The organism is Natronomonas sp. (assembly GCF_036625485.1).
Classification (GTDB): domain Archaea; phylum Halobacteriota; class Halobacteria; order Halobacteriales; family Haloarculaceae; genus Natronomonas.
In genome coordinates, this window is the sequence record NZ_JAZKTR010000095.1 from 1 (window position 1) to 9,800 (window position 9,800).

Here is a 9,800-nt window from a genome sequence, read left to right on the forward strand (position 1 = left end):
TCGGCATCGCCAGCGCCGGCCACGTGGCCGACGCCCGCCAGCTTATCGACTTCGCGCGCCGTCAGGCACAGGTCAACGAACTCCGCTACGGTGAGCCGATCGGCGTCGAGACGCTGACGAAGGCCGTCACCGACCACATCCAGCAGTACACGCAGGTCGGTGGCGCCCGCCCCTTCGGCGTCGCCCTCATCATCGGCGGTATCGAGAACGGCGAGCCCCGCCTCTACGAGACGGACCCCTCGGGGACGCCCTACGAGTGGCAGGCGCTTGCGGTCGGCGCCGACCGTGGCGAGATCGAGGATTACCTCGAGGAACACTACCGCGAAGACCTGACACTCGACGAGGGCGTCGGGCTCGCGCTGGAGGCGCTGGGATCGGTCAACGACAACGAACTGCGCCCGGAAGGCATCGGTCTGGCGACCATCTCCGTCGACGAGGAGAAATTCACCGAACTCTCCGACGAGGAGATCGAGGCCCACCTCACCGAACACGGCCTGCTGGCCGACGAGGACGAGGAGTAACCTCTTTCCCCGCCTTTCGTTGTAAACACCTTTTAACCGTCGCCGCCCGTAGCGGGATGTATGATATCCCTTGACGAGGCGGTAACCGCACGTCTCGAATCCCACGGACAGCGGTTCGAGGTGCTCGTCGACCCCGACGCGGCGCTTTCCATCAAACGCGACGAGTTCGACGGCGATCTCGAGGACGTCATCGCCGCCGAGGACGTCTTCGAGGACGCCTCCTCGGGAGATCGTCCGCCGGAGGCATCACTCGAAGAGGTATTCGGAACGACCGACCCCCTCGAGATCATCCCCGAGGTCATCAAGCAAGGGGAGATCCAGATCACGTCCGAGCAACGTCGTGAGATGCAGGAGCAGAAGCACAAGCAACTGGTCAACAAGATCGCGCGCAATGCCGTCAATCCGCAGATGGACGACGCGCCGCACCCGCCCGAGCGCATCGAGCGGGCCCTCGAAGAGGCGGGCTTTCAGGTGGACCCGATGGAACCCGTCGAACAGCAGGTCGACGAGGCGCTCGACGACCTGCGACCGGTCATCCCAATCCGGTTCGACGAGGTGGTGATGGCGGTGCAGGTGCCCGCCGACTACGCCGGCAGCGCGCAGGCGAAGATCCGCCAGTTCGGCGAGCTCAAAAGCGAGGAGTGGCAATCCGACGGCTCGTGGGTCGGCGTCCTGGAGTTCCCGGCCGGCCTCCAGAACGACTTCTACGACCTCGTCAACGAGGAGACCAGCGGCGAGGCCGAAACTCGGGTCGTCAAGGACGAAGACGAGATCTCGACGCGATAGTGCCAGCGTCGGCTGTCAACAGCTAGCGTATTGGCCTGCCGCTTATATACCGTGGCCGTCTATTCCGAAGCAAGTGACAGGGACTAACGGTACGGCCGTCGTCGCCAAGCGTGTCGACGACGGCGACCCCGATACGGAAGAGGTACGCGACCTCGCACACGCGGCCGGCTACACGGTCGTCGGCGAGGTGACCCAGACGCGCAAGGAGGACCCCGCCCTCCACATGGGTGAAGGGAAGGTCGCCGAACTCGCCGCAGTCGTCGAGGAAAACGACGCGACGACGGTCGTTTTCGACAACCGAATCGGCCCCTACCAGATGTACAACCTCGGGAACGAACTCCCCGAGGGCGTCGAGGTGCTGGACCGGTTCAAACTCATCCTCGACATCTTCGGCCAGCGCGCCCAGACCAAGAAGGCGCAACTGCAGGTCGAACTAGCGGAACTGCGGTACGAACTCCCGCGCGCGGAGGCGAAGGCCTCCCTCGCGAAGCGGGACGAACGCCCCGGCTTCATGGGCCTCGGTGAGTACGACGAGTCCCGCGAACAGGACATCAAGGCCCAGATAAGCCGTATCAAGGACGAACTCGAACGCATCGAGCAGACCGAGGAACACCGCCGCGAACAGCGCCGCGAGTCCGGCTTCGACCTCGTCGCGCTGGCGGGCTACACCAACGCCGGCAAGTCGACGCTGTTGCGCCGACTCGCCGAGGACCTCGACATCGACGAAAACGAGGACCTCCATCCGGACCTCGATTCGACGGCCGAATCCGAAAACCGGCTGTTCACGACGCTCGGAACGACCACCCGTCGTGCGGAGTTCGACCGACGGGACGTGCTGGTCACCGACACCGTCGGGTTCATCTCCGACCTGCCGCACTGGCTCGTCGAATCGTTCAAATCGACGCTCTCGGAGGTCTACCGCGCCGACCTCGTCTTGCTCGTGGTCGACGTCTCGGACTCCGTCGAGGAGATTCGCGAGAAACTGGTGACCTCGCACGACACCCTCTACGAGCGCAACGAGGCGCCCATCGTAACCGTCCTCAACAAGATCGACGCGGTCGACGAGGAGGAACTCGAACGGAAGAAGGAGGCGCTGAACGCGCTGGCGCCGAATCCGGTCGCCGTGAGCGCCAAGGACGGCGAGAACATCGATGAGTTGCGGGCCCGCATCGACGAGGAACTTCCCGACTGGCGGCGCGAACGGCTCGTCATCCCGATGGCCGAGGATACGATGAGTCTCGTCTCGTGGCTCCACGACCACGCCCACGTCGAGGACGTCGACTACGGCGAGCAGGTCGTCGTCGACTTCGAGGCCCGCCCCGCCATCATCGAGCAGGCCCGCGCGAAGGCCGGCGACCTCGTTCCCGCGACCGCGGAATAGCCGCCCAGACGCCCGTTTTCGGCTTCTCGAACCGTGAGTTCTAACGGTCTCCGGCCACCCCTGCCGGTATGGACCTCCGAGCGTGGCTGGCGTCGCCGCTCGCGCGCGCCGTCCTCTGGTTGCCAGCCGCCACGCTCGCCGTCCTGGCGATACTCGATTCCCTCTCGCTCGTGGCCTTCGGAAACGGAGTTCTCGTGGTGACGCTGCTTGCAGCCATCGGCTGGGTCACGGTCGGCCTCGGCGGTTCACGGGTCGAGGGACCGCTGGAGACAGCCGCCCGTCCGACCCACGCCGAGGAGCTCGAAATCGAATCGGGACCATCGACGTTCGCCGGCCTACTGACGTTTCTGACGGTGACGGCGGTTGTTGGGTGGGCGTTGCTCCTGCTGGCTGGCATATAACCGACGTTACTCGCCGTCCAGTCGCCGCTTTTCCTTCTCGACGACCTCGATATCGGAGATGCCCGTGCCGGGATACTGGCCGTCTTCGTCCTTCTCGGCGGCCTTGACCATGTCCCAGACGGTGTTGAGCCCGGTCGAAACGCCCTCCAGAGCCTCCATCTCACAGCCGGTCTTGCCCGTCGTCTCGACGGCGACGGTCAGGGTGACAACGTCCTCGTCGAGTTCGAAATCGGTGTCGACGTTCGTGATGGGAATTTGATGGCACATGGGAATCGTCTCCCATGTGTGCTTGACGGCCTGAATCGCGCCGACGCGGGCGACCGCCAGCACGTCGCCCTTCTCGATGCCGTCGGCTCGAATCGCGTCGATAGTCGACGGTTCGAGACGAATCTCACCGCGGGCGACCGCGCGTCTCGCCGTATCCGGCTTGTCGCCGACGTCGACCATCTGGGCCTCGCCTTCGTCAGTGACGTGCGTCAGGTCGGACTCGTCGCTCATACGAGTGAGTGAGGAGGGCGCCGCGAAAAACTACCGGGGTCGTCGAGGTCGCTGTGGCCCTCACCCGTCGGGCCACAGCGCCTTCGGGAGGGCCTCCAAGAGGTCCGTCGCGGTGAGGCCGTAGCCCCGCTCGGCGACGACGATATCACCCGCTCGGCCGTTGGCGTAGGCGGCGACGGCGGCGGCGTTGCGGGGGTCGAGAACGCAGGCGAGCGCCCCCGTCACGCCCGCGAGCACGTCGCCGGTGCCGCCGACGGTCATCCCGGGATTGCCCGTCCGGTTGACGCGCGTGGTCTCGCCGTCCGAAACCACGTCGTAGGCGCTCTTGACCAACAGCGTGTGGCCGAGCTCTTCAGCGAACTCCGCGACGATGTCCGCGCGCTCGCGCCAGTCGTCGGCCGTCTCGCCGCCCATCTTCCGGAGTTCGCCCTGGTGGGGCGTACAGACGAGCGTCGCGTCGGTCTCGACGTCGGGGACGACCTGCAGGGCGTCGGCGTCGACGACGGCGGTACCCGCATACGCGTCGAGGAACTCTGCGACGGCTTCGAGGGTCGCATCGTGGTCGCCAAGGCCGGGCCCGAAGACCACACAATCGACCTCCTCGGCGCGGGAAAGGAGGTCCGGGACGTGTGGGGAGGCGAGGTGGTCGCCGGGCAGCGATTCGACGATGAGGTTTTCACTGTAGCCCTGAATCTCACGGGCGACGGTTTCGGGACAGGCCACGTAGGAGAGGTCCGCCCCTGCCCGGAGCGTCGCCTGTGCCGAAAGCGCCGGCGCGCCCGTGTACGGCCCGCCCCCGACGACGAGGACGGAGCCGAAATCGCCCTTGTGGCCCATCGGGTCCCGCGAGAGCCGCTGGAGGTCGCCACGTTCGACGAACAGTTCTGCAGCTTCGGGAATCCCGATGTCGGCGACGGTCACCTCTACGTCGAACTCCGCGAGGCCGGGCTTGTCGTCGTGGAAGGTGACGATGTGGTCGGCCTCGACGGCGATGCCCGCCGCCTCGCCGGTATCGGCGTCGACGCCTGAGGGCACGTCGACCGCGACGACCGTCGCGTCACTGGCGTTGATGGCCTCTGCGGCCGTCGCCTCGGGTTCGCGGAGCGCGCCGGTCACGCCTGTCCCGAGCATCGCGTCGACGATGACGTCCGGCTCCTCGAGTTCGATGTCCGCCGAATCGGTGACCGTTCGGGCGTCGATTTCGGCCTCCTGCAGGGCGTCCCAGTTCTCCCGGGCGATGTCGGTCGTGATCGTCTCCCGTCGGCCGAGCAGGTGGACGCTCACGTCGAACTCTTTCAGGAACCGTGCGGTCACGAAGGCGTCGCCGCCATTGTTGCCCCGGCCGCAGACCAGCGCCACGGAATCGCCCGGGTCGGCGTACTCGCGGACGACGCGGGCGACGGCGTTGCCCGACGACTCCATCAACTGCTTTCGGGGGACGCCGAGGGCCTCGGCGTTGGCGTCGACGACCGCCATCTCCTCGCTGGATATCATACCTGCGGCTTCGGGTGGTCGGCGGGTAATTTTATCGGCGTCTCAGTAGCGAATCTCGAAGCCGTCCAGTCCCTCGGGCGGTTCGTATTCGACCTCGACGTCCTCGACGCGGGCCTGTGGGCTGCCGGTGTGACACCACTCGATCATCCCCTCGACGGCGGCCTCGTCGCCCTCGAAGACCGCCTCGACGCGGCCGTCGGCGAGGTTCTTGACCCACCCATCGACGCCACGCTCGCGGGCCGTGTCTCGGGTCGTCGCACGGTAGTAGACGCCCTGTACTTTACCGGAGACGAAGACGTGTGCACGGGTTCGGTCGCTCATAGGTGAGCATGGTTCGGGATTCCTCAAAAACGTCGGGTCCGTAGGGATCACGAGCGACCCCGGTGTACCCTACTCCCCGCCGTTGCGGAGGTAGTGGAACACGTAGGTCTGTGCGTAGCCGGCGTAGTCGCCGCCGAACTGCTCGCGGATGGCCCGAGAGGTGTCGGCGTAAGAGCCCTGTTCGCAGTCGGGATAGTACTCCTCGATTGCGGTCCGAATCCACGTATCCAGCGGGACTGCCTCCAGATAGCCCAGCGAGAACAGGAGGATACAGTCGGCCACCTTGTCGCCGACACCGACGAAGCGGGTCAGGGAGTCGCGGGCGTCCTCGTAGGCCAGTCCTTGGGCCTCCTCGGGGGTCGCCTCGTTGCTGGCGACCATCTCGGCGGTTCGCTGGACGTAGGGTGCACGATAGCCCAACGAGAGATCGCGGAGTTCGCTTTCGGTCGCCTCGGCCAGTTGTACGGGCGTCGGGAAGGCGTGATACGTCCCGCCGTCGAAGGCGACCCAATCCCCGTACTCCTCGGCCAGCGTCGTGACCATCCCGTAGATCCGGGAGACGCGCATCTGCGCCGAGCAGATGAAGGAGACCAGACAGCCGAAGGCCGGGTCCCGGACGAGGCGTAGTCCCCGGTAGGCCTCGTAGGCGCGCTCGACGAGAGGGTCTTCCGGCGTTGCATCCACGATGGCATCGAGATCGTCCTCGAGTCGGAGCAGGTGTTCGAGGTGGGTGGGAGCGTTCGGCGTGGAGGCTTCCCAGTCGAGGCGGCCGTCGGTCTGGCGCGCGCGGATGACCTCGGGCTCGTTCGTTTCGGTTTCGATCGCCGGCAGGACGGTGTAGTACCACGCGTCGCCGCCGTGGGCCGCGTCGGTCTCGTACATCCGGCCGTCCTCGCGGCGCCACAGGTACGACTGACCGCTCTCGACGGTCGACTGCAGATCGAGGCCGCCGTCGAGACCCGCTATCGAGATGCTCCCCGTGTCCATATTCTCGCGTAGGAGTCCGGCGGTATCGGCCTTTCGAGTTGCTTCGAAATGTGCCTAAAAGAACAGAACTGCGGGCGGGCGAACCTTCATATCGGTTCGGGCGTTAACAACTAACATGGACTGCCGAGTCGTCGTCGAAGCCGCGGTACCGGTGTACGACGTTTCCACGGCCGACGAGGCGGTGCGAATCGCTATCTCGAAGACGGGGGAGATGCTGAATCCCGACCTCAATTACGTCGAGATCAGCATGGGGAGTCGGGACTGTCCGCATTGTGATGACGAACTCGAACCAGCGTTCATCGCGGCGGACGAGGGACTGGTCGCCCTCGAACTGGAGATGACCGTCTTCAACGTCGAACGGGACGAACACGCCGCCCGTATCGCTCGCAAGGAGATCGGGAAACGGCTCAAGAACATCCCGCTCGAAGTCCTCGAAATCGAGGTCCTCGAAGAGGAGGACGAAGAGGAAGCCGAAGCCGCCGACGAACCGACAGAGACGGAGCCGGACGGTGGCAGCGGCGACGAGGACGACGTGCTGCCGGAGTTCGAGGAGCTGATCGACGAGTAGCGCCGCTGTTCGGTGTCGCGTTCCGAGAGAACCGCCGTGTTGCTGGCGTTCAGTCGGCCGTCGCGGAAACCGGCTGCTCGGTCTCCGCGTTCATTTCTTCGGTGATACCGTCGGCGAGTGCAAAAACAGCCGCTTTGTGGTCGGTCTTGGATTTGTGAATCGATGTCGGCCGGACGCCGAGTTCGGTGTATTTCTGGTGTTCAACTTCACAGTCGGCTACCTGCTCGTAGTGGTTGCATACTTCTGCAAGCAGGCCGTGGAGATGAATGAGCTCCTGCTTCTTCATGGTCATATTCGCGTAGCGACTCGGGACATATAGAACTATCCTGACACAGGTTAACACGTATCGGCGATAGACGCTCCGTGCGTATCGTTACCAACAGTTTCGGATTTCCGGCAAGGGCTGTCGGTTTCGGCGAAAATTTTTCCCTCACGAGGGGGTAGAAGTAGTCATGGATTACGACGAGCAACTCGACCGAGCAATCGAGGAGACGCCCGATATCGAGGAGGCCGCGAGTCGCTTCGAGCTCCCGGACCCCGATGTCCGTCAGGAAGGCAACGTCACCGTCTACGAGAACTTCCAGTCCACGCTCGATTCGCTAGACCGCAGCGCCGAACACGTCATGAAGTACCTCCAGAACGAACTCGGTACCTCCGCAAACATCGATGAGCGGGGCCGCCTCCGACTGACCGGCGAGTTCCGCCGCAACCGGGTCCAGGAGGCGATGGAAGAATACGCAGAGGGCTACGTCATCTGCTCCGAATGCGGCCTTCCCGACACCCGCATCGAGAAGGAGAACGGCGCAGAGCTGGTCCGCTGTGAAGCCTGTGGCGCGCGGTCGGCTGCTGGAAACTAGACGCCATTTTTGGCCCACTTTTTGCACACTCCGCCGGTCGCGCGCGCTACGGCGACTCGGCGCTCCGCGCCTCACGGCTCACTCCGTTCGCCGTTCGGCCATACCGAGGCGTGAGCGAAGCGAACGCCTCGCGCGCCTCGTCGCCGGGTGGTTCGAAAGGCCCAGAGCGTCTTTCGTCAGTGAGCAAATCGAAGATTTGCGAGCTACACAGGAGCTTTGCTCCTGTGGCATGCCAAAAGAGCGCGTCGCGCTCTTTTGAGCAAACCGCCTCAGGGGTGTTCTTCGAACACCCGCTCGGCGGATGCTACACAAAATTCGGTTTCACACTGTTGTTCTACGAGTGAAGACCGAGCCTTCACTCCCGATGCTGGCACTCTTTTAGTCAGGCGGACGATAGGCCGGTATGGCTGCCGACCTCGAAGAGAAAACGGACCGGTACGAGCGACTGCTGGCGGAGGCGCTGGATGCCGCCGAAATCGCACCGCAGGAAGGGACGCCGCTGTACGAGGCGGCACTGGAATACGAGGAGATGGCCCGATCGTATCTGGAGGACGGCCGGCACTTCCGCGACGAGGACGACCTCGTGAACGCATTGGCCTCGTTCTCGTACGGCCACGGGTGGATGGACGCGGGCGCGCGGATGGGCATCTTCGAGGTGCCGACCGACGGACACCTCTTTACCGTGTAGACTATCGCCGGAATCCCCCTCTTTTACGTCGGTTGCCCGTGTGTGCGTCGATAATGGAGGCGGCCCTCTGGTATGTGCTCTCCGGAACGCGGGGTGGGGCTAACCGCGCCCGCATCCTCCGGGCCCTTGATGAGCGGCCGCGAAACGCCAACCAACTCGCAGAGGACCTCGAACTCGATTACAAAACCGTTCGACACCATCTGGAGGTCCTCGAGGACAACAACGTCGTCACCGACAGCGGCGACGACTACGGGAAGGTCTACTTGCCGAGCGAATCGACACGTGTACACTGGGATACCGTCGAAGAGATACTGGAGAAGGTGACCTGATGGTGATTATGAGTATGGGCGAAATTGGGAAAGGGTATATGTACGTCAGATTGGAAGGTGATGCATAGTGCTCGTACGTATCGTGCAGGTCTTTGCCGTCCTGAACTCGCTGTTGTTGGCCGGCCTGCTCTACGTCTGGGGTCGCAACTGGTGGGAGATTCGCTCGAAACACACTCTCGGCCTCGTCATGTTCAGTCTCTTCCTTCTCGGGGAGAACCTGCTGATGGTGTACTTCTTCGTCATGCATCCGGGCCTCAACGCGTGGATCCACAACGACCAGATGGTGCCGACCGTCGCCCAGACAGCCCTCGCCTCTTTTCGCGTCCTCCAGTTCATCGGACTCGCCTTTCTCACGTGGGTCACGTGGGACTGACCGCCGTCGAACCTTCCTTTGCTGACCGCTATTTATAAGTATCCAAGCGGCTGGTATTCCGGTCGTCCATACGCCGGTTCGAAGCCAAACCACACCACGTAGACCGATTATGAATGCCGGTGGGACGGAATTGGGCCTTAGTTCGGCAAACGCCTTTTTATATATCGGAAAAGGTCGTATCCTTGCATCGAAGCATAGGTGCTGCGGTGATGGCGCTCCTGTTGGTCACAAGCGGTGTGGCCTTCGGGTTCGCCGGAACCGTCGGCGCCCAAGGCGAAGCGGCAGACGCAACGATCTCCCAACAGACCTCGGGCGGAACGACAGTCGTCGTCGAGGAGGTAACGGTACCCGAAGGCGGGTTCGTCACCATCCACGATTCGACCGTACTCGACGGCGGCGAAGCCGTCCTCACGAGCGTTCGTGGCGCCTCCGACTATCTGGAGCCGGGCACGCACGAGAACGTCACCGTGACGCTCGACGAACCGCTCGAAGAGGACGATACCCTCGTCGCCATGCCACATCGTGATACGGACGGCGACTAGATCTACTCGTTCGTCTCCAGCGGCGCCGAGGCTGATGGCCCGTACACTGCCGAC

At 64.0% G+C, this 9,800-nt stretch carries 14 protein-coding genes and 1 pseudogene; 10 read left to right on the forward strand and 5 right to left on the reverse strand.

Annotated features, from left to right (window positions below):
- The 4 genes from V5A53_RS09970 to V5A53_RS09985 all read left to right on the forward strand — a co-directional run.
- A partial coding sequence (locus V5A53_RS09970; RefSeq protein ID WP_332313456.1) for an archaeal proteasome endopeptidase complex subunit alpha occupies positions 1-521 on the forward strand: 521 nt, incomplete at its 5' end.
- 60 nt (positions 522-581) lie between these two features.
- Positions 582-1,307: a ribosome assembly factor SBDS gene (locus tag V5A53_RS09975; RefSeq protein ID WP_332313457.1), complete on the forward strand. Its 726-nt coding sequence runs from the start codon at positions 582-584 to the stop codon at positions 1,305-1,307.
- 73 nt (positions 1,308-1,380) lie between these two features.
- Positions 1,381-2,688, forward strand: a complete 1,308-nt coding sequence (gene hflX, locus V5A53_RS09980; RefSeq protein WP_332313458.1) for a GTPase HflX — start codon at positions 1,381-1,383, stop codon at positions 2,686-2,688.
- Positions 2,689-2,756: 68 nt separating this feature from the next.
- Positions 2,757-3,089, forward strand: a complete 333-nt coding sequence (locus V5A53_RS09985) for a hypothetical protein (protein WP_332313459.1) — start codon at positions 2,757-2,759, stop codon at positions 3,087-3,089.
- Positions 3,090-3,095: 6 nt separating this feature from the next.
- Here V5A53_RS09985 and moaC read toward each other — a convergent pair whose 3' ends face one another.
- From moaC to V5A53_RS10005, 4 genes are all read right to left on the reverse strand, one after another.
- Positions 3,096-3,587, reverse strand: a complete 492-nt coding sequence (moaC, locus tag V5A53_RS09990; protein WP_332313460.1) for a cyclic pyranopterin monophosphate synthase MoaC — start codon at positions 3,585-3,587, stop codon at positions 3,096-3,098.
- Positions 3,588-3,647: 60 nt separating this feature from the next.
- A complete protein-coding gene (locus tag V5A53_RS09995) occupies positions 3,648-5,081 on the reverse strand; it encodes an NAD(P)H-hydrate dehydratase (RefSeq protein ID WP_332313461.1) in 1,434 nt (477 codons plus the stop codon).
- A 42-nt stretch (positions 5,082-5,123) separates the two neighbouring features.
- A complete protein-coding gene (locus tag V5A53_RS10000; protein WP_332313462.1) occupies positions 5,124-5,402 on the reverse strand; it encodes an acylphosphatase in 279 nt (92 codons plus the stop codon).
- Positions 5,403-5,471: 69 nt separating this feature from the next.
- Positions 5,472-6,389 (reverse strand): DNA-3-methyladenine glycosylase family protein, encoded by a 918-nt coding sequence (locus V5A53_RS10005; RefSeq protein WP_332313463.1) that lies wholly within the window; start codon positions 6,387-6,389, stop codon positions 5,472-5,474.
- Positions 6,390-6,504: 115 nt separating this feature from the next.
- On the opposite strand from V5A53_RS10005, the gene V5A53_RS10010 reads away from it, so the two are divergent.
- Entirely contained in the window at positions 6,505-6,957 is a 453-nt protein-coding gene (locus tag V5A53_RS10010) for a DUF555 domain-containing protein (protein WP_332313464.1), read from the forward strand.
- A 49-nt stretch (positions 6,958-7,006) separates the two neighbouring features.
- On the opposite strand, the gene V5A53_RS10015 is transcribed toward V5A53_RS10010, so the two are convergent.
- The gene (locus V5A53_RS10015) at positions 7,007-7,243 is read right to left on the reverse strand and encodes a UPF0058 family protein (protein ID WP_332313465.1); all 237 of its coding nucleotides are present in this window, start codon (positions 7,241-7,243) and stop codon (positions 7,007-7,009) included.
- Between the two features lie 166 nt (positions 7,244-7,409).
- Between V5A53_RS10015 and V5A53_RS10020 the strand changes: the two genes are divergently transcribed.
- From V5A53_RS10020 to V5A53_RS10040, 5 genes and pseudogenes are all read left to right on the forward strand, one after another.
- Positions 7,410-7,814, forward strand: coding sequence for a translation initiation factor IF-2 subunit beta (locus tag V5A53_RS10020; protein ID WP_332313466.1), 405 nt, complete (start codon positions 7,410-7,412; stop codon positions 7,812-7,814).
- Positions 7,815-8,217: 403 nt separating this feature from the next.
- Entirely contained in the window at positions 8,218-8,502 is a 285-nt protein-coding gene (locus tag V5A53_RS10025; RefSeq protein WP_332313467.1) for a DUF357 domain-containing protein, read from the forward strand.
- Positions 8,503-8,555: 53 nt separating this feature from the next.
- Positions 8,556-8,831 carry an ArsR/SmtB family transcription factor gene (locus tag V5A53_RS10030; protein ID WP_178288718.1) on the forward strand — a complete coding sequence of 92 codons (276 nt, stop codon included), beginning with the start codon at positions 8,556-8,558 and terminating at the stop codon, positions 8,829-8,831.
- Positions 8,832-8,898: 67 nt separating this feature from the next.
- Complete coding sequence (locus V5A53_RS10035) at positions 8,899-9,204, forward strand: hypothetical protein (protein WP_332313468.1); 306 nt, start codon at positions 8,899-8,901, stop codon at positions 9,202-9,204.
- Positions 9,205-9,413: 209 nt separating this feature from the next.
- Positions 9,414-9,743: pseudogene (locus V5A53_RS10040) on the forward strand (DUF7282 domain-containing protein); the annotation flags it as partial.
- Positions 9,744-9,800: the final 57 nt, after the last annotated feature.